17 protein-coding genes are annotated in these 17,239 nt (G+C 60.2%); 6 read left to right on the forward strand and 11 right to left on the reverse strand.

Annotation, left to right across the window (positions count from 1 at the left end):
* On the forward strand, positions 1–717 hold the full coding sequence (locus tag J2Y86_RS18260) for a PA5502 family lipoprotein (RefSeq protein WP_253434340.1): 717 nt from the start codon (positions 1–3) through the stop codon (positions 715–717).
* 120 nt (positions 718–837) lie between these two features.
* Here the strand turns inward: J2Y86_RS18260 and katE are convergent, their stop codons facing one another.
* Positions 838–2,976: a catalase HPII gene (katE, locus tag J2Y86_RS18265; protein ID WP_253434343.1), complete on the reverse strand. Its 2,139-nt coding sequence runs from the start codon at positions 2,974–2,976 to the stop codon at positions 838–840.
* Positions 2,977–3,240: 264 nt separating this feature from the next.
* Here katE and J2Y86_RS18270 point away from each other — a divergent pair, with 264 nt between their 5' ends.
* The 3 genes from J2Y86_RS18270 (at position 3,241) to J2Y86_RS18280 (ending at position 5,755) form a co-directional block, all read left to right on the forward strand.
* On the forward strand, positions 3,241–4,248 hold the full coding sequence (locus J2Y86_RS18270; protein ID WP_253434346.1) for a methionine ABC transporter ATP-binding protein: 1,008 nt from the start codon (positions 3,241–3,243) through the stop codon (positions 4,246–4,248).
* The gene (locus tag J2Y86_RS18275) at positions 4,248–4,922 is read left to right on the forward strand and encodes a methionine ABC transporter permease (protein ID WP_253434348.1); all 675 of its coding nucleotides are present in this window, start codon (positions 4,248–4,250) and stop codon (positions 4,920–4,922) included. Before J2Y86_RS18270 ends, J2Y86_RS18275 begins: the two co-directional genes overlap by 1 nt.
* Positions 4,923–4,984: 62 nt before the next feature.
* Entirely contained in the window at positions 4,985–5,755 is a 771-nt protein-coding gene (locus J2Y86_RS18280; protein WP_214380043.1) for a MetQ/NlpA family ABC transporter substrate-binding protein, read from the forward strand.
* A 153-nt stretch (positions 5,756–5,908) separates the two neighbouring features.
* Here the strand turns inward: J2Y86_RS18280 and J2Y86_RS18285 are convergent, their stop codons facing one another.
* From J2Y86_RS18285 to J2Y86_RS18305, 5 genes are read right to left on the reverse strand one after another with little or no spacing between them, the layout of a single operon-like run.
* Positions 5,909–6,544 carry an SCO family protein gene (locus tag J2Y86_RS18285; RefSeq protein ID WP_253434351.1) on the reverse strand — a complete coding sequence of 212 codons (636 nt, stop codon included), beginning with the start codon at positions 6,542–6,544 and terminating at the stop codon, positions 5,909–5,911.
* Positions 6,541–7,440, reverse strand: a complete 900-nt coding sequence (cyoE, locus tag J2Y86_RS18290; protein ID WP_253434354.1) for a heme o synthase — start codon at positions 7,438–7,440, stop codon at positions 6,541–6,543. The genes J2Y86_RS18285 and cyoE overlap by 4 nt, the downstream gene beginning before the upstream one ends.
* Entirely contained in the window at positions 7,428–8,507 is a 1,080-nt protein-coding gene (locus J2Y86_RS18295) for a COX15/CtaA family protein (RefSeq protein ID WP_253434357.1), read from the reverse strand. Before J2Y86_RS18295 ends, cyoE begins: the two co-directional genes overlap by 13 nt.
* A 10-nt stretch (positions 8,508–8,517) precedes the next feature.
* A complete protein-coding gene (locus J2Y86_RS18300; RefSeq protein ID WP_253434360.1) occupies positions 8,518–9,111 on the reverse strand; it encodes a hypothetical protein in 594 nt (197 codons plus the stop codon).
* The gene (locus J2Y86_RS18305; RefSeq protein WP_253434363.1) at positions 9,077–9,817 is read right to left on the reverse strand and encodes an SURF1 family protein; all 741 of its coding nucleotides are present in this window, start codon (positions 9,815–9,817) and stop codon (positions 9,077–9,079) included. The genes J2Y86_RS18300 and J2Y86_RS18305 overlap by 35 nt, the downstream gene beginning before the upstream one ends.
* 70 nt (positions 9,818–9,887) lie before the next feature.
* Between J2Y86_RS18305 and J2Y86_RS18310 the strand changes: the two genes are divergently transcribed.
* Entirely contained in the window at positions 9,888–10,091 is a 204-nt protein-coding gene (locus J2Y86_RS18310; protein WP_008064738.1) for a twin transmembrane helix small protein, read from the forward strand.
* Between the two features lie 3 nt (positions 10,092–10,094).
* On the opposite strand, the gene J2Y86_RS18315 is transcribed toward J2Y86_RS18310, so the two are convergent.
* From J2Y86_RS18315 to coxB, 4 genes are all read right to left on the reverse strand, one after another.
* Positions 10,095–10,982 carry a cytochrome c oxidase subunit 3 gene (locus tag J2Y86_RS18315; RefSeq protein ID WP_253434365.1) on the reverse strand — a complete coding sequence of 296 codons (888 nt, stop codon included), beginning with the start codon at positions 10,980–10,982 and terminating at the stop codon, positions 10,095–10,097.
* A gap of 25 nt (positions 10,983–11,007) precedes the next feature.
* On the reverse strand, positions 11,008–11,559 hold the full coding sequence (locus J2Y86_RS18320) for a cytochrome c oxidase assembly protein (protein ID WP_214380049.1): 552 nt from the start codon (positions 11,557–11,559) through the stop codon (positions 11,008–11,010).
* A gap of 195 nt (positions 11,560–11,754) precedes the next feature.
* Entirely contained in the window at positions 11,755–13,344 is a 1,590-nt protein-coding gene (ctaD, locus tag J2Y86_RS18325; protein ID WP_253434367.1) for a cytochrome c oxidase subunit I, read from the reverse strand.
* 82 nt (positions 13,345–13,426) lie between these two features.
* The gene (gene coxB / locus J2Y86_RS18330; RefSeq protein ID WP_253434370.1) at positions 13,427–14,554 is read right to left on the reverse strand and encodes a cytochrome c oxidase subunit II; all 1,128 of its coding nucleotides are present in this window, start codon (positions 14,552–14,554) and stop codon (positions 13,427–13,429) included.
* Positions 14,555–14,925: 371 nt separating this feature from the next.
* Here coxB and J2Y86_RS18335 point away from each other — a divergent pair, with 371 nt between their 5' ends.
* The gene (locus tag J2Y86_RS18335) at positions 14,926–15,576 is read left to right on the forward strand and encodes a hypothetical protein (protein WP_253434373.1); all 651 of its coding nucleotides are present in this window, start codon (positions 14,926–14,928) and stop codon (positions 15,574–15,576) included.
* 123 nt (positions 15,577–15,699) lie between these two features.
* Here the strand turns inward: J2Y86_RS18335 and J2Y86_RS18340 are convergent, their stop codons facing one another.
* Positions 15,700–17,226 (reverse strand): SulP family inorganic anion transporter, encoded by a 1,527-nt coding sequence (locus J2Y86_RS18340; RefSeq protein ID WP_253434378.1) that lies wholly within the window; start codon positions 17,224–17,226, stop codon positions 15,700–15,702.
* Between the last annotated feature and the right edge of the window lie 13 nt (positions 17,227–17,239).

Genomic DNA, 17,239 nt, shown 5'->3' on the forward strand with positions numbered 1-17,239 from the left:
ATGAAGCTGTTAGCCTCCCGTTATCTGCTCCTTGTTGCATTTTCGCTGCTACTGGGCGCATGTCAAAGCACGCCACCGGCGGCCACCGAGGCCACTGATGCACGGGCCACGGCCATCGCACAGCTCGAGCAAAGCCTCGCCAGCAGCGAGCTGGCCACTGCTGAAGACCAACTGGCTGCCTTGCAGGCCGGATCACCAGACGACCCATCCCTCGTGCAATACCAACGGCAACTCGCCGAGGCCTATCTGCAACGCAGCCAGATCGTGCTGCAAAAAGGCGATGTGAACGCGGCTGCTACCGCCCTGAGCCGTGCGCGGGCGTTGATGCCCAAGGCGCCAGCGCTGACCGGTGGGGTCAACAACGCTATCGTCAATGCGCGCAAGGCTGAGCTCGATAGAGCTGAAGCGGCGCTGTTGGCTGCAGAGGCGAAACCGCAAGCAAAAGTGATCGATCCGACCGCTGAGAGCACCACCGTAGCGCTGAACCTCACCGATATGGGCAAACTTCGTCGCCAACTGGATGCGATCGCCGCCGATGTGGTGAATTATCAATGTGACGTGAGCATTCAGGCGCCGCGTACGCAGGATTATCCGTGGTTGGCGACGCTGTTGACCAAACGGGTGAAGAAGCTGGATTCGGATTTCGATCTGAATCTGCAGAAGCAGATCGTGCGCAACATTCCGGCGCAAATCGTCTTGAGTCCGCGTAGACCCTGAAAAGCTTCGCGGGCAAGCCCGCTCCCACAGGATTTGTGTCGTTCGCCAACTATGTGAACGACACTGGACCTGTGGGAGCGGGCTTGCCCGCGAAGGCGCCCTGTCTAGCAACACAGCACTTTAAGCCGGAACCGCCTTGGCCTTAGGCTCCCGATCCCAAACCCGATGCTGCCCGATCGCTGCAAAAAACGCTTTGATCAACTTCGCATCCGTCCCCACGATCAACCCCGCATCAGCCTCGAGCTTCAGCACATCCAACAGCTGCTTCGCCTCGCCTTGCAGCGCGATCGCTTTCAAGTGCTTGTACGCTTCCAGTACGTAATGCAGCGCCACGCCATCACCGCTCAACGCTTTGATCGATGCTGCACCACCCGGCACAAAGACCGCATCGAAGGCGATGGATGGCAACCCCTCCATCGACGCATCCACCGGCAGCGACTTGCCATCGGCCGTTGTCACCGGGGCGGACGTCGGGCCGAGCAGCTTGGCGTGCGCGCCTTCTGCTTTCAGCGCTTTTTTCATCGCATCGATTGCCGCGCCATCGACACCGTTGGCCGCCAGGATCGCGACTTTTCGGGTTTTGATATCGCCGGGCAACAAATTGGCCTGGCTCAGGGCCGGTGAGCGGTCCAGGGAGATTTTCGGAACATCCACCGTACCGGCCTTCGGCGCCGGCAAGCCAAGGTTCTGCGCCACACGCTTGGCCAGTTCGAGGTCGATGTTGGCGAGGATCTCATTCACTTCACGCGCACGGATAAACTCCCGCTCAACCTTGCCCAGCTCAAAGCTGTAGGCCGCGATGATGTGTTCCTGCTCGTGCTTGCTCATGCTGTGAAAGAACAGCCGCGCCTGCGAGAAGTGATCGCTGAACGACTCGCTGCGCTGGCGGATCTTGTTGGCGTCGATGCGCTCTGGATAGGTCTCGAAGCCGCCATCCTGCGCGGCGGGCGGTGTTTCTTTCGGCCAGCCACCGTCGATGGAATTCGGCTCGTAGGATGCGCGACCCTTGTCGATGGTGGTGCGGTGCATCGCATCGCGCTGGCCATTATGGAAGGGGGCGACCGGACGGTTAATCGGGATCTCGTGAAAATTCGGCCCACCGAGTCGGCTGATTTGTGTATCGGTGTAGGAAAACAGCCGACCTTGCAGCAACGGATCGTTGGAGAAATCGATGCCCGGCACGATATGCCCCGGGCAGAAAGCGACCTGCTCGGTTTCGGCGAAGAAGTTGTCCGGGTTGCGGTTGAGCACCATCTTGCCCAGCGGCGTGATCGGCACGATTTCCTCGGGGATGATTTTGGTCGGGTCGAGAATGTCGAAATCGAAGGAATGTTCGTTTTCCTCCTCGACGACCTGTACGCCCAACTCCCATTCCGGGTAGTCGCCCATCTCGATCGATTCCCAAAGATCGCGGCGGTGGTAGTCGGTGTCTTTACCGGCGAGTTTTTGCGCTTCGTCCCAGACCAGCGAGCAGGTCCCGGCGGAAGGCCGCCAGTGGAATTTGACGAACCGCGATTTGCCCTCGGCGTTGATCAGCCGGAACGTGTGCACGCCGAAGCCCTGCATGCTGCGCAGACTTTTCGGGATCGCCCGGTCGGACATCGCCCACATCACCATGTGCGCGGATTCCGGCACCAGGGAGACAAAATCCCAAAAGGTGTCGTGCGCCGAGCCGCCCGTAGGAATCTCATTGTGTGGCTCGGGTTTTACCGCGTGCACGAAGTCAGGAAACTTGATTGCATCCTGTATGAAAAACACCGGCATGTTGTTGCCGACCAGGTCGAAGTTGCCTTCGTCGGTGAAGAACTTCACGGCGAAACCGCGTACGTCGCGCACGGTATCGCCCGACCCGCGCGGGCCTTGCACCGTGGAAAATCGTACGAAGACCGGAGTTTTCTTACCCGGGTCCTGTAGGAAACCGGCCTTGGTCAGCACGGAATGGTTTTCATAGGTCTGGAAAAAGCCATGAGCACCAGTGCCCCGGGCATGGACAATGCGCTCCGGGATCCGCTCATGGTCAAAGTGCGTGATCTTTTCACGCATGATGAAGTCTTCCAGCAACGACGGTCCGCGGGCGCCGACTTTCAACGTGTTCTGGTTGTCCGAAACTTTCACGCCCTGGTTAGTGCGCAGGGCCTGTTCGGTGGCGTCGGAGCGGAATTTTTCCAGGCTGTCGAGCTTGGTATTGGTGTTGCCGCGGTCCAGGGTGTCGGTCCCGGCTAGTGCGCTTTTGGGTGCGGCAGGCTTTTTAGTACTCATCAGTCGTTAACTCCTCGTTGCGATTCCTGCCGTAGCCAGGACGCTTATGCATTCCCCAGGCACGGCACCGGGGGCGTTTTCGAGTTGCCTTATTAGTGACTGATGGGCTTTTTAGCCGTTCCTTTTTTATGACCTTTGATCGCGTTATTGCCAAATGAAAGGATGAATACGGAATAAATGCTAATAACCTCTATACGGACAGGCTAAAATGCGCGCCCGGCTAACCGCTGATCCTTTTCTAACGCGCCCCACAAGGTTCGCTACGTGATCGAGTTTCAAAACGTCCACAAAACCTACCGCGTCGCCGGTAAGGATATCCCCGCCCTGCACCCGACCAGTCTCACGATTGAGAACGGTCAGGTCTTCGGCCTGATCGGTCATTCCGGTGCGGGAAAAAGTACCCTGCTGCGTCTGATCAATCGCCTGGAGAACTCCAGTGGCGGCAAGATCATCGTCGACGGCGAAGAAGTCACGGCGCTCGACGCCAATGGCTTGCGCCGCTTCCGTCAGCAGGTCGGGATGATTTTCCAGCACTTCAACTTGCTGGCGTCCAAGACCGTTGCCGACAACGTCGCGCTGCCGCTGACCCTCGCGGGCGAAATGTCGCGCAGCGAGATCGATAAGCGTGTGGCCGAGTTGCTGGCGCGGGTTGGCTTGTCCGACCACGCCAAAAAGTACCCGGCGCAGTTGTCCGGCGGTCAGAAGCAGCGTGTGGGTATTGCCCGCGCGCTGGCGACCAAGCCAAAAATTCTGCTGTGCGATGAAGCGACCAGCGCCCTGGACCCGCAAACCACGGCGTCGGTCCTGCAATTGCTGGCCGAGATCAACCGCGAGCTGAAGCTGACCATCGTCCTGATCACCCACGAGATGGACGTGATCCGTCGGGTCTGTGACCAGGTGGCGGTGATGGATGCAGGTGTGATCGTCGAACAAGGCTCGGTGGCCGAGGTGTTCCTGCATCCCAAGCACCCGACGACCAAGCGTTTTGTGCAGGAAGACGAGCAGATCGATGAAAGCGAACAACGCGACGATTTCTCTCACGTACCAGGCCGTATCGTGCGTCTGACCTTCCAGGGCGAAGCGACCTACGCGCCTTTGCTGGGCACCGTCGCTCGGGAAACGGGCGTGGACTACAGCATCCTGGCCGGTCGTATCGACCGCATCAAAGACATTCCCTACGGGCAATTGACCCTGGCGGTCACCGGCGGCGACATGGAGGCGGCGTTTGCCCGCTTCACCGCGGCTGATGTCCACATGGAGGTTCTGCGCTGATGGATCTGATTCTGGGTTTTTTCGCTAACATTGACTGGTCGGACATCTGGGAAGCCACGGGCGACACGATGATGATGCTCGGTGGATCACTGGTGTTCACCGTGTTGCTGGGCTTGCCGCTGGGTGTGCTGTTGTTTCTGTGCAGCCCGCGTCAATTGCTTGAGCACAAGGCCACCTATTCGGTGCTGGCCTTCATCGTGAACGTGGTGCGCTCGCTGCCGTTCATTATCCTGCTGATCGTGTTGATCCCCACCACCATCTTCCTCACCGGCACGTCGCTGGGAGTGGCCGGCGCAATACCGCCGTTGGTGATCGGTGCGGCACCGTTTTTTGCCCGCCTGGTGGAAACGGCCCTGCGTGAAGTCGATCGAGGGATCATTGAAGCCACCCAGGCGATGGGCGCGACGACACGGCAGATCGTGTTCAACGCCCTGTTGCCTGAAGCCCGAACCGGCATCCTGGCCGCCATCACCGTGACCACGATTACCTTGGTGGGCTACACCGCCATGGCCGGTGTCGTCGGTGCCGGTGGCCTCGGCGATCTGGCGATCCGCTATGGTTATCAGCGGTTCCAGAACGATGTGATGCTGGTGACCGTGGTTTTGCTGGTGGTACTGGTACAAGTGCTGCAAACCGTGGGCGATAAGCTCGTGGCACACTTCTCGCGTAAATAAGTCATGAGCCGGCCATTCGCTGGCAGGCGCCATCAACAGGCGCCTCACAAGGAGTTAGCTGAATGAAAAAACTACTCGTCGCGTTCGCTGCCGTTGCAGCCTTTTCCGCCCACGCCGACACCCTGACCGTTGCGGCCTCACCGGTCCCGCACGCAGAAATCCTCGAATTCGTGAAACCGGCCCTGGCCAAGGAAGGCGTGGACCTGAAGGTCAAAGTCTTCACCGACTACATCCAGCCTAACGTGCAAGTGGCCGAGAAACGCCTGGACGCCAACTTCTTCCAGCACCAGCCGTACCTCGATGAATTCAACAAGGCCAAGGGCACCAACCTGGTTTCCGTGGCCGGTGTGCACCTGGAACCGCTGGGCGCTTATTCCAGCAAGTACAAAGCGCTGACTGAACTGCCGGGCGGCGCCACCGTGGTGATTCCTAACGATGCCACCAACGGCGGCCGCGCGCTGTTGCTGCTGGCGAAGTCTGGCCTGATCAAGTTGAAGGATTCGAACAATATCCTGGCGACCATCAAGGACATCACCGAGAACACCAAGGACCTGAAATTCCGCGAACTGGAAGCCGCGACCATCCCGCGTGTGCTGACTCAGGTCGACCTGGCGCTGATCAACACCAACTACGCGCTGGAAGCCAAGCTTGATCCGGCCAAGGATGCGCTGGTCATCGAAGGCAGCGACTCGCCGTACGTGAACATCCTCGTTGCCCGCCCGGACGACAAGGACAGCGAAGACATGAAGAAGCTGGTGGCTGCCTTGCATAGCCCGGAAGTGAAAGCCTTCATTCTCGAGAAGTACAAAGGCGCGGTCGTGCCGGCGTTCTGATTTGAAGCTGTAACGAAAAATGGGGCGCATTGAATGCGCCCCATTTTTTTTATGCCTGAAACACGGACCCCGTAGGAGCCAGGCTTGCCGGCGAAAGCGTCTGTGAGATCGCCTTCGCCGGTAAGCCTGGCTCCTACAGGTATCGTGTCGTACTTATTTGCGGTTAAGCATCACCGGCAACTGCGCCACCAACTTGGCGTTGTTCAACGGCGCCCGAATGAACCCGCGTTGCGTCCCGTCCGGCCCGATCACGGCCAGGTTGCCGCTGTGATCAACCGTGTAATTTGGCTTGCTGGTGTCTGCCGGAATGAACGGGATGCTCACCGCGTTGGCCAGCTTCTGAATGTCCTCGACCGAGGCCGCCGTCAGCCCTTGAAACTGCGGATCGAAGTAGCCCAGGTATTGCTTGAGCTGCTTGGGTGTATCACGGTTCGGGTCGACGCTGACCAGGATGATCTGCAATTTATCCACAGCCTCCGGCGGCAGTTCGCTCTTGATCTGGCGCAGCTGGGCGAGGGTGGTCGGGCAGATGTCCGGGCAGAAGGTGTAGCCAAAGAACAGCAGCGACCACTTGTCTTTCAACGCATTGACCGCCACCGGTTTGCCGTCCTGATCAATCATCGTCACGTCCGGCAGATTGCGGCTTTGCGGCAACAGGATGATCCCGGCGTCAATCAACGCCGTCGGGTCGCCCTGGCCCTTGCCGGACAGCACTTTGTTGATGGTCAGGCCCAGGACCAGCGCGATCAGGGCGACAAGGATGAAGACGGTTTTCTGGGTTCGAGTCATAGGTTCAACAGTAAGTAGTGGTCTACGAGCAGCGCGATAAACAGCAGGAACAAGTACCAGATAGAGTACTTGAACGTGTTGATCGCCGCGTGCGGCCGAGTGCCACAGTACAGCACGACGGCCCATTGCAGAAACCTCGCGCCAAGCCCGACGGCGCAAACCAGGTAGAGGACGCCGCTCATGTGGATGACGTACGGCATCAGGCTCACGGCCAGCAGCGCGAAGGTATAAAGCAGGATATGAATTTTGGTGTAGTGCTCGCCGTGGGTCACCGGTAGCATCGGAATATCGGCCTTGGCGTATTCCTCTTTGCGATGGATTGCCAGCGCCCAGAAATGCGGCGGGGTCCAGGCGAAGATGATCAGCACCAGCAGCAGCGGTTCGGCACTGACGTGACCCGTCGCGGCGGTCCAGCCGAGCAGCGGCGGGGCGGCCCCGGCGAGACCGCCGATGACGATGTTCTGTGGCGTCGCGCGTTTGAGGAAACCGGTATAGACCACGGCGTAACCGAGCAGGGAAGCCAGGGTCAGCCACGCCGTCAGGGGATTGGTGAACGCCAGCAACAACGCCTGACCCAACACCGCCAGCACCAATGCGAAGGTCAGCGCAGCCGTCGGTGAAACCCGGCCTTCGGCCAAGGGACGTTTATGGGTGCGCGCCATCACGGCATCGATCCGCCGGTCCACCACATGGTTGACCGCGGCCGCCCCGCCGGCACACAACGCAATCCCCAGATTGCCGAACACCAGCACCGTCCACGGCACCCCGGCGCGGGTCGCGAGGAACATGCCGACCAGCGAAGTGATGAGCATCAGCACCACCACTTTCGGCTTGGTCAGCTCCAGGTAGTCACGCCAGATCGCCTGGCTGTGACGTGCGCCGATCAGAGTCGCCATGGCATCTCTCCTTTTATTGTTATGGGCCCGGCTGAGTGTTTACGCGGACTGAACCGCCAGCGTGCAGGGGGTTGCTGCGTGACCCGAACCAGACTGGTTCGCGCGTGATAATTGACCAGCACCATCGTCAGCAGCAGCGCTGCGCCGCCAGCGTTATGCGCGACGGCCACCGGCAGCGGCAGGTGAAACAGCACGTTGCTGATCCCGAGGGTGATCTGTGCAGCGAGGGCAATCAGCACCAGCCCCGCCAGGCGTGTCATACCGACGACTTTCAGTTGCCACGCCAGACCGAACAGCACCAGCGTCACCAGCAGCGCGCCAATGCGGTGAGTCAGATGAATCGCGGTGCGGGCATCGCTGTCGAGCTGCCCGCCCAGGTAGTTGGGGCCGATGTGTTGGGTCAGGTGAAAGCCGTTGGCGAAATCAGCGGGCGGCAGCCATTGTCCGTGGCAGGTGGGAAAGTCGATGCAAGCCACCGCCGCGTAGTTGGAACTGACCCAGCCACCCAACGCAATTTGCAGGATCACCAGCAGCAACCCGGCCGTCGCCCAGTACTGCAAACGCCGGGGCACGGTCAGTGCCGGCAGCACACCGGACAGGCGCAAGGTCAGCAGAAACAACAGGCTCAACGTGGCGAAACCCCCGAGTAAATGCCCGGTCACCACTTGCGGCCAAAGCTTGAGCGTCACCGTCCACATGCCGAACGCCGCTTGGGCGAACACCACCGCCAACAGGAACAGCGGCAGCTTCACCGGTTGCCCCGGATGACGACGATGCACCCAGGCGCGCCCGGCGAGCACCGAAATCAGCAACCCGAGCGTGCCGGCGAAGTAGCGGTGGAGCATTTCATTCCAGCCCTTGTGCGCTTCGACCGGCGCATCGGGAAAATGCAGTTCGGCATGGGCCAGTTGGGCTTCGCTTTTCGGCACGCTGATAAAACCATAGCAACCGGGCCAGTCCGGACAACCGAGGCCGGCGTGGGTCAGGCGGGTGTAGGCGCCGAGCAGCACCACAATCAGTGCCAGCAAGGTGGCAAACAGCGCGAGGCGAAATCCAGGTTTGGCCATGACGATGCCCTTATCCGATGTTCGACAGTTTCAGCAGGTGGCGCAGGTCATTGAGCAAGTCCTTGCCCTTCACCGTCGGGTCGTAGCGCAGCACCAGATTGCCGTGCGGGTCGATGATCCATAGCTGCGGCACGCTTTGATCGCCAGTGGTCTTGCTGAACGTGGTCAGGTCCATGGGGTAGCGTTGCAGCTGCGGGTATTCGCGGGTCAGCTTGGCGTCGTAGTCGCTGTTCAGCGGTTGTGCGGCGGCCAGGGCGTGACTGGCGCGCCCGGCATCGCGGCCAAGGCCGATCTGGATTTGTCGCGCCAGATACACCAACTGCTGGCAGTCCACCGAACACTCCTTGGGCGCGGTGACCAGCAATTGCCAACGGTCTTCCTGCGCCTGCACGCCGAGGTCGGCGCGGGTCTGGCCGTTGCCGATCAGCTCGCCGTGATAACTGCGACCTTCCGGCACCCAGAACTGCAATTTGTACATGCCGGTGGCGAGGATCATCGGACCGATCACGCCAAGCACAATCAGCAGCAGCTGCAAGCGACCCTTGCGCCGGGCCGCCGGTGTTTTCGCCTCAGACATGCTGGGTGGATTCATGGCCGCTCCCATGGTGTTTCTCCTTTGCGTTGTGCCAGCCGAGATAGGCATAGAGGCCGAGCAGGGCGATCGACAAGGCGAACCACTGCACGGCATAAGCGATGTGTTTTTCCGGCCCCATGGCCACCACCGGCCAATCGGCCTGGTAGGACGCGGGGCCGGTTTCTGCGCGTAATTCGTAGGCGAACCCGTCACGGTCCAGCGCCGTCCAGAGCCTGGAAGGTTCGACCGCGGTGACTAATCGAGGCCAGGTCGAGGTGCTTGGATCGGCCTGCAGTTGAAAGGTCGCGCCGGGCGAAACATAGACCCAGGCATCCAGGCTCAAGGCCTGAGTCGGCGTGGTGAATTGCGGCGGTGTGCGCCGGTCCGGCCAGGGCAACCAGCCGCGATTGACCAGCAGCCACAACCCGGTCGCCTGATCCTGAAAGGGTTGCAGCAGCTCGACGCCAACCTTGCCGTCACGCTGACGGTTATCCAGCAACAGGCTGTGCGCCGCATCGAACTCGCCGTGCAGGCGGACCCGGCGAAAGGCCGGATCTTCGCTGTGTTTCAGTTCGGTGCTGGCCATCGGTGCGGCGGCACGGCGCTCGGCATAGGCCTGCAGCAGCGCACTTTTTTCTGCGCCCCGGCTCAGTTGCCAGAAGCCGAGCGAGACCAGCAGCGGCAGCAGGAGCGCGACCACCAGTGTCGGCACGATGCCCGGCCGAAAGCGCTTCATGGCGTCGCCAGAAAGTCGGCAGTCGCGATAGCTATACTCAAGTGCATCGCCTTTCCCCCGGAGTCCCACCATGCTCAAAGCAGCCATCGTCCTGATGCTGATTGCCACGGTTGTCAGCCTGTTCAGCGGCCTGTTTTTTCTGGTCAAGGACGACAGCAGCTCGAACCGCCTCGTCATTGCCTTGAGTGTTCGTGTGGCGCTGGCCGCCATCACCGTCGGCTTGATCGCCTGGGGCTTTTTCAGCGGCCAGCTGGTGTCGCATGCGCCCTGGTAAGCCTCAGAGCACGTAGACGAAAACGAACAGCCCGATCCACACCACGTCCACGAAGTGCCAGTACCAGCTCGCCGCCTCGAAGGCGAACTGGTGCTCGTTATCGAAGTGCCCGCGCATGACCCGCATCAGCATCACGAACAGGATGATGGTGCCGATGGTGACGTGAGCGCCGTGGAAACCGGTGAGCATGAAGAACGTCGCGCCGTAGATGCCCGAACCCAGGGTCAGGCCCAGTTCGTTGTAGGCGTGCAGGTACTCTTCGGCCTGAAAACCGAGGAACGCGCAGCCCAGCAACACGGTGATCGCCAGCCAGATTTTCAACGCGCCGCGATGGCCCTTTTTCAAGGCGTGGTGGGCGATGGTCACGGTGACGCTGGAACTCACCAGCAGCACGGTGTTAAGCAGCGGCAGGCCCCAGGGACTGATGACTTCCTTGGGCGGCGGAAACAGTTTGGAGTCAGGGTTGTTCAGCAGCGGCCAGACGAATTCGAAGTTTGGCCACAACATATGCGCGATGCCTTTGGCACCTTCCCCGCCGAGTGCCGGACCGGAAACGTGGCGCACATAAAACAGCGCACCAAAGAAGGCGATGAAGAACATCACCTCCGAGAAAATGAACCAGCTCATGCCCCAGCGGAACGAGCGGTCCATCTGTGCGCTGTATAACCCCTGACGACTTTCCTTGATCACCGTGCCGAACCAGCCGAACAGCATGTACGCCAGCAGCAGGCCGCCGACGAAAAAGATCAGCGGGCCGTGGGATTCCGGCCGCGCCGCTTTCAGGTCATTGAACCAGGTGGCCAGGCCGAACACGGTGACGAACATACCGACCGTGGCGATGATCGGCCATTTGCTCTGGGCCGGAACGTAATAATGTTCATGAGTTGCCATTTATTGTTCTCCTTATCGGGCACGCTCAGCCGCCAGTATTTACAGCCACCGGTGGATGTCGGGCGGTGATATCGAACAGCGTGTAGGACAGCGTCAGGTGCTTCACATCCTTGGGCATGTCACGGTCAACGATGAAACGTACCGGCATCTCGATCCGTTGACCGGGCTGCAGCACTTGCTGGGTAAAGCAGAAACATTCGGTCTTGTGGAAATACGCCGCCGCGTTGCTCGGCGCAATGCTCGGCACCGCCTGCGCGCTCATCGGCTTGTCCGTCGGATTGTGCGCGATGAAAATCATCTCGTTCACCGCCCCCGGGTTGGCCGTCAGTTCGTCGCTCTTGGGGTAGAAATCCCAGGACATGTCGGCGGAATTGGTCGACAGAAACTGCACGCGCACCTGCCGCGACGTGTCGACCGTTTGCTCGCCTTCGTACTGCCCGGCGGTCTTGCCGTTGATGCCGAACGCCTTGCACATCACGTCGTAGATCGGCACCAGGGCAAACCCGAAGATAAACATCGCCACCACCACCAGTAGCAGGCGCGTGACCAGCTTCTTCATCGAAATCGAGTCAGCCATGGTTTCCATCCTCCAGCGAGAACCCTGTGGCGAGGGGATTTATCCCCATTGGGTCGCGAAGCGGCCCCAAAACCTGCAACCGCGGTGTATCAGGCACACCGCGTGTTTTGGTTTCACGACTGCTTCGCAGCCGAACGGGGCGGTGCGACGTTTCGATAAATCCCCTCGCCACAAAGGCTTCGCCGGCCAGAGTGTTCATTTCACTTCCGGCGGCGTGGTGAACGTGTGATACGGCGCCGGTGACGGAATGCTCCACTCCAGGCCTTCTGCTCCGTCCCACGGTTTGGCCGGTGCTGGCGGGCCGCCGCGAATGGTCTTGATCACGATGAACAGGAAGAAAATCTGCGTGGCACCGAACATGAACGCGCCGATCGACGACACCATGTTGAAATCGGCGAACTGCAGGTTGTAGTCCGGAATCCGTCGCGGCATACCCGCCAGCCCCACGAAGTGCATCGGGAAGAACGCCATGTTCATGCCGATGAACGAGAGCCAGAAGTGCAGCTTGCCGAGGGTTTCGTCGTACATGTGGCCGGTCCATTTCGGCATCCAGTAGTAGGCGGAGGCGAAGATCCCGAAGATCGCCCCCGGCACCAGTACATAGTGGAAATGCGCGACCACGAAGTAGGTGTCCTGGTACTGGAAGTCCGCCGGGGCGATGGCCAGCATCAACCCGGAGAAGCCGCCGATGGAGAACAGGATCACGAACGCCACGGCAAACAGCATGGGTGTCTCGAAGGTCAGCGAGCCTTGCCACATGGTGCTGGCCCAGTTGAACACCTTCACCCCGGTCGGCACCGCAATCAGCAACGTCGCGTACATGAAGAACAACTCGCCCACCAGCGGAATGCCGACCACGAACATGTGGTGCGCCCAGACGATGAACGACAGGAACGCGATGCTCGCCGTCGCGTAGACCATCGAGGTGTAGCCGAACAGCGGCTTGCGCGAGAAGGTCGGGATGATCGAGCTGACGGCACCGAAGGCCGGCAGGATCATGATGTACACCTCAGGGTGCCCGAAGAACCAGAACACGTGCTGGAACAGCACCGGATCACCGCCACCGGCTGCACTGAAGAAACTGGTGCCGAAGTGGATGTCCATCAGCATCATCGTCACGCAGCCTGCAAGCACCGGCATCACCGCGATCAGCAGGAACGCGGTGATCAGCCAGGTCCAGACGAAGAGCGGCATTTTCATCAGCGTCATGCCGGGGGCGCGCAGGTTGAGGATGGTGGCGATCACGTTGATCGCGCCCATGATCGAACTGATCCCCATCAAGTGGATGGCGAAGATAAAGAACGTCACGCTTTCCGGCGCGTAGGTCGTCGACAACGGGGCGTAGAACGTCCAGCCGAAGTTCGGTCCGCCACCGGGGGTGAACAGGGTCGACACCAGCAGGATGAACGCCGCCGGCAACAGCCAGAAGCTGAAGTTGTTCATCCGTGGCAGGGCCATGTCCGGCGCGCCGATCATCAGCGGGATCATCCAGTTGGCGAGGCCGACGAACGCCGGCATCACCGCGCCGAACACCATCACCAGACCGTGCATGGTGGTCATCTGGTTGAAGAATTCCGGCTGGACGATCTGCAATCCAGGCTGGAACAGTTCGGCGCGAATCACCATCGCGAACGAACCGCCCAACAGGAACATGGAAAACGCGAACCACAGGTACAGCGTGCCGATGTCCTTGTGGTTGGTGGTCAGCACCCAGCGCATCAGGCCTTTGGCGGGGCCGTGGGCGTGATCGGTGGCATGACCATGATCATCGATGACGGCGCTCATGGCTTGTCTCCTGCAAACAGATGGGCTGGGCAGGCCGGGGCTCGCTGCCCCGACCGGTTCCTTGGTTGCGCAATAGACCGGGTCATTTGCTTTCCGCCTGTTTCAGCTCCAGCACTTCTTTAGGAGTGACCATGTCGCCTTTGTTGTTGCCCCAGGCGTTACGTTCGTAGGTCACGACCGCTGCGATATCGACTTCCGAGAGCTGCTTGCCGAACGCCGCCATAGAGGTGCCGGGCTTGCCGTGGAAGACAATACTCAGGTGACCTTCTTTCGGTCCGGTGGCGATTTTCGAGCCTTTGAGTGCCGGGAACATCGGCGGCAAGCCTTGGCCTTCGGCCTGGTGACAAGCCACGCAAGTGGTGTGATAGACCTTGTCGCCGCGCTCCTTGAGCTCGTCGAGGGTCCATTCCTTGCTGGTCAGTTCTTTAAGCTGCAGGGCCTCGGCCTTGCGCTCGCCCAGCCATTTTTCGTAATCGGCCTTTTCCTTGACCTCGACCACGATCGGCATGAAACCGTGGTCCTTGCCGCACAACTCGGCGCACTGGCCACGGTAGAGGCCGGGCTTGTCGATACGGGTCCAGGCTTCATTGACGAACCCCGGAATCGCATCGCGCTTGACCGCGAAGGCCGGCACCCACCAGGAGTGGATAACGTCGGCGGAGGTCACCAGGAAGCGCACTTTGGCGCCAATCGGCAGCACCAGCGGCTTGTCGACCTCCAGCAGGTAATGCTCGCCCTTGGCTTCCTTGTTGTGAATCTGGTCGGCGGGCGTGGCCAGGTTGCTGAAGAACTCGACGTCCTGGCCCAGGTATTTGTAATGCCACTTCCACTGATAGCCGGTGACCTGGATATCGATATCCGGCTCACTGGCATCGTACATCTTGATCAGGGTCGCCGTCGCCGGTACCGCCATGGCCACCAGGATCAGGAAGGGCACGATGGTCCAGAGGATTTCGACGGTGGTGCTTTCATGAAATTTTGCGGCCACCTGCCCGGTCGAGCGACGGTGGAGGATCATCGACCAGAACATGGCGCCGAAGACGATGATGCCGATCACTACACAGATCCAGAAAATGGTCATGTGCAGGTCAAATACTGCGTGACTGATTTCAGTCGCTCCCGGCGCCATATTCACGGTCCAGGCAGCTTGCGCCTGACCGAAAATCGACCACAACAGGAGGCCCATCCAGACGTGTGGATGTCGCATCATTGCGGGTTCCCCTTATCGTTCTTGTTATCCCGCCGGCTTTCACCTGCGGCAAGGGAGCGGCTTTTTCAGACTACGAACTTGAATCGCCGAGCCTTGCTGCGTGTGCAGTCGGGCGTCATCAGCTAACTCCATTCCCACCCGAGTATAGACAGCGACTGCTACCTCGCAACGTGACGGCGTAAATGATCTGAAACAGCTGGGACTTGCGTTCAAGGTCCCGAATGGAGAAGGATGCAGACGAGTGGTGGCAAATCGATATAACTGTGATGTCTCAAGGATGAAATAATTATGACAAATGCGTCTTAGCCTTTTTCAAAGGCCAGCTAAGTTATGTCTTCCCTATTTCATTGCCTTTGTTTCCTGGAGTTTTCATGAACACCGCCGCATTGCGCGAGCAGATCCAAAAAGCCCAACAACACGAGGCCGAGACCGGCCTGTTGACGCGTCAACTGGAAAGTAAACTGCCTCACCTGCACCCGTCGATCCAATTGCCGGAGGCGGATGCCAATGGCGTGCTGACGCGTTTTGTCGCCGCCTACATCGATGAAGTTCCTGATCTGCTGGATGCAGCCAATGAAGTCGCCAGGGAAGCGGGTATCGAGTCACAGATCAAACCGGTGCTGACAATCGCCGAGCAGTACTTCCTCCAGCCGCCGGCGGTCATGGCTGGTCACATCGGGCTCGACAGCCTGCTGGACGAAGCGTATCTGGCGCACCGGTTTGTCGAAGAGGTCAACGACCTGTACATCAAGCACTTTGGCCAGCCACTGATCCCCCTGGACATGACTGTTGCCAACCTGATTGCTCACCAACTGATCGGTGAGGAATTTGCCAACCAACTGGATGAAGTGGTTCACCACGCGGTGGATAGCATGCTCGACGACGAAAGCTTTGCGCTGGAGTCGGTGGAAGCCTATCGCGAGAAACTCAGCAGCCCCGATACCGGCGCTGCGTGGAAGCGCTGGCCGTGCATGTCGCGCCGGCTGGGCGTAGGGCTGGAGCTGGATCAGCCTGCCGCCTGATCCAACTGAAAAAACCAAACCCCTGTGGGAGCGGGCTTGCTCGCGAAGTCGGTGGGTCATTCAACATTAATGTCGACTGACTCACCGCCTTCGCGAGCAAGCCCGCTCCCACATTGTCTATGTTCAGGCCGTAGAACCTACTCCAGTGGTAGTCCGCACCCGCCCTTCCAGCCTGCGTTTCAACCCCCGCGCCTCTATCAATAGCGTCGAACCCTTGGCCGCATTGGCTCGACCCCATTCTTCAAGCAACTCCAGGCACGAGTGATCGATGTAGCTCAGGTTATTGAGCGGCACATGCACCGTCGTGCCGGCGGGAATGGTCCCCAACACCTGAGTCAGTGCTGGCACCTTGAGAAAGGTCGCGGCCCCGGTCAATCGCAACTCCATTTCGCCGTCCCTGGGCAGATCGATCAGGCTGATCTTCAACCGCGAGGCTTTCCATGCAAGCTTGGCCAGGGTCAGACCGAAGCCGATCAGCACGCCGGTCAGCAAGTCGGTGAAGATGATCGCCAGCGCCGTCGCGGCGTAGGTGAACATCGGCATCCGGCCATAACGGCCCAGACCGCGGAAGGCTTTCAGGTCCACCAATTTGAAACCGGTGTAAACCAGCACACCCGCCAGGCTCGCCACGGGAATGCTTTGCAGCACGCTCGACAACAGCAGCACGAACGCCAGTAGCCACAGGCCATGGAATATCGCCGACATTCGCGTGGTGGCGCCGGCCTGCACGTTGGCCGAGCTGCGTACGATCACGCCGGTCATGGGCAGTGCACCGAGCAGGCCGCAGAGCATGTTGCCAACACCCTGGGCCGACAATTCCCGGTCGAAGTCCGAGCGTTGACCGCTGTGCATGCGGTCCACTGCAGCGGCAGACAGCAGGGTTTCGGCACTGGCAATGAAGGCGACAGCGAACGCGGCGATCAGCAAGGTCGGGTCAGCAAGATTGAGCAAGTCCGCCGGTTTCAGCCAGTCGATGGCTTCCGCCAGATTGGCCGGGACTTCCACGCGTTTGACCTGCAAGGCGAGCATCAGGCTGGCGATAGTCGCCAGGCCTACGCCCAACAGCGCTCCCGGAATGAAACGCAGGGAATGTGGGCGCAGTTTTTCCCACAGGTACATCACCGCTATGGTCGCGAGCCCGAGCAGACCGGCTTGCCAGCCAAATGAAGGCAAGGCTTGCGCCACGGCAGCCGGAAAGGCCGCGAGGTTATCCAGCCCCGACGGTTTGGGCACGGCATCGAGCATCACATGGATCTGTGACAACACGATCAGCACACCAATCCCGGCGAGCATGCCGTAAACCACCGCCGGCGCGGTTACCCGAAACCAGCAGCCCAGCTTCAAACGTCCGGCGACCAATTGCAGAAAACCCGCCAGCAGCAGAATCGGCCCGAGCATGTCGATGCCGTGCTGGCGCACCAGTTCGAACACCAGAACAGCCAGACCCGCCGCCGGACCGCTGACTTGCAGTGGCGAACCCGCGAGCCAGCCCACGACCAGCCCACCGATGATCCCGGTGATCAGGCCTTTGGCCGGTGGTAATCCCGAAGCAATGGCGATGCCCATGCACAAGGGCAGGGCGACCAGAAACACGACCACGGAAGCCAGCAGCTCCCGTGGCAGAACAGCCTTTAGTTGCGCAGCACGCATGGTGATTCTCCCG

This window comes from Pseudomonas migulae, assembly GCF_024169315.1.
GTDB classification, from domain to species: Bacteria; Pseudomonadota; Gammaproteobacteria; order Pseudomonadales; family Pseudomonadaceae; genus Aquipseudomonas; species Aquipseudomonas migulae_B.

Bases quoted from the DNA above. Each gene is read 5' to 3' on its own strand.
- J2Y86_RS18260 (WP_253434340.1), top strand. From the start codon at position 1: ATGAAGCTGTTAGCCTCCCGTTATCTGCTCCTTGTTGCATTTTCGCTG.
- katE (WP_253434343.1), bottom strand. From the start codon at position 2,976: ATGAGTACTAAAAAGCCTGCCGCACCCAAAAGCGCACTAGCCGGGACC.
- J2Y86_RS18275 (WP_253434348.1), top strand. From the start codon at position 4,248: ATGGATCTGATTCTGGGTTTTTTCGCTAACATTGACTGGTCGGACATC.
- J2Y86_RS18280 (WP_214380043.1), top strand. From the start codon at position 4,985: ATGAAAAAACTACTCGTCGCGTTCGCTGCCGTTGCAGCCTTTTCCGCC.
- J2Y86_RS18285 (WP_253434351.1), bottom strand. From the start codon at position 6,544: ATGACTCGAACCCAGAAAACCGTCTTCATCCTTGTCGCCCTGATCGCG.
- cyoE (WP_253434354.1), bottom strand. From the start codon at position 7,440: ATGGCGACTCTGATCGGCGCACGTCACAGCCAGGCGATCTGGCGTGAC.
- J2Y86_RS18295 (WP_253434357.1), bottom strand. From the start codon at position 8,507: ATGGCCAAACCTGGATTTCGCCTCGCGCTGTTTGCCACCTTGCTGGCA.
- J2Y86_RS18300 (WP_253434360.1), bottom strand. From the start codon at position 9,111: ATGGGAGCGGCCATGAATCCACCCAGCATGTCTGAGGCGAAAACACCG.
- J2Y86_RS18305 (WP_253434363.1), bottom strand. From the start codon at position 9,817: ATGAAGCGCTTTCGGCCGGGCATCGTGCCGACACTGGTGGTCGCGCTC.
- J2Y86_RS18310 (WP_008064738.1), top strand. From the start codon at position 9,888: ATGCTCAAAGCAGCCATCGTCCTGATGCTGATTGCCACGGTTGTCAGC.
- J2Y86_RS18315 (WP_253434365.1), bottom strand. From the start codon at position 10,982: ATGGCAACTCATGAACATTATTACGTTCCGGCCCAGAGCAAATGGCCG.
- J2Y86_RS18320 (WP_214380049.1), bottom strand. From the start codon at position 11,559: ATGGCTGACTCGATTTCGATGAAGAAGCTGGTCACGCGCCTGCTACTG.
- ctaD (WP_253434367.1), bottom strand. From the start codon at position 13,344: ATGAGCGCCGTCATCGATGATCATGGTCATGCCACCGATCACGCCCAC.
- coxB (WP_253434370.1), bottom strand. From the start codon at position 14,554: ATGATGCGACATCCACACGTCTGGATGGGCCTCCTGTTGTGGTCGATT.
- J2Y86_RS18335 (WP_253434373.1), top strand. From the start codon at position 14,926: ATGAACACCGCCGCATTGCGCGAGCAGATCCAAAAAGCCCAACAACAC.
- J2Y86_RS18340 (WP_253434378.1), bottom strand. From the start codon at position 17,226: ATGCGTGCTGCGCAACTAAAGGCTGTTCTGCCACGGGAGCTGCTGGCT.